1 protein-coding gene is annotated in these 795 nt (G+C 71.6%); it reads right to left on the bottom strand.

The features are described from left to right. On the bottom strand, positions 1–795 hold a 795-nt coding region (locus tag IZR01_RS49385; RefSeq protein ID WP_194927912.1), incomplete at both ends, for an HAD family hydrolase.

Raw genomic sequence — 795 nt, 5'->3', positions numbered from 1 at the left:
ATCAAGACCCATAGCCCCCATAACATCTTTATCAGGCCGGTCACCCACAACAACACACCGCGCGGGCCCCACCCCAAGCCCCTCCAGCGCAGCCACAAAAGGCGCCTCGTGAGGCTTCCGCACGCCCCGCCCGCCAAGCGCATCAGAAACAACAACGCACTCGAAGAAAGCCGACAACCCCAAGGCGCGCACCTTCCACGCCTGCATCTCCACGTCCCCATCAGTCACCACCGCGAGCCGCACCCCCGCCATCCGGAGCCGGGCCAGCGCGGCCCGCACCCCGGGATACGGCTCCAGCCGCTCGGGTTGGTGCGCACGGAAGACGGCGACCAGGTGCGCCACTAGCTCAGGCGCGGGGTTGTGGGCCGGATCCACGGGCTCGTGGGTCGCATCCGCAGTGCCGCGGGTTGCGTCCGCGGTGCCGCGGGTTGCGTCCGCAGTGCCGTGAGGCGCATCCGCGGGGTCGCGCGCGTCCGAGTTCTGCATGGCCGTATTAGCTGGTTGGGAGGGGGCGGGGTTAAGGAGAGAACTGAGGTCCGCCGCACCCACCGCCGCCGGACTGAGCCCCACCGCACCCACCGCCGCCAGCGCCCGGTCAATGATCCCGCCACGCGCGGACCCGAGCGCCGCCTCGGCCCGAAGCGCGCCCAGGAACGCCGCCTCGTCGATCCCGCGACGTGCGCCGGCCGCCGCGACCGCGCGCCACGCGCCCTCCAGCCACGCGGACTGCGGGTACAGCGTGTCATCGAGGTCGCAGAGGACCGCCTCCACATCCGCCGCGCGTGACATCGGTGC

This window comes from Catenulispora pinisilvae (assembly GCF_015356865.1).
GTDB lineage: Bacteria > Actinomycetota > Actinomycetes > Streptomycetales > Catenulisporaceae > Catenulispora > Catenulispora pinisilvae.
The sequence above is the reverse complement of the archived record's forward strand: the minus strand, read 5'-3'. Positions and strand labels throughout refer to the sequence as shown.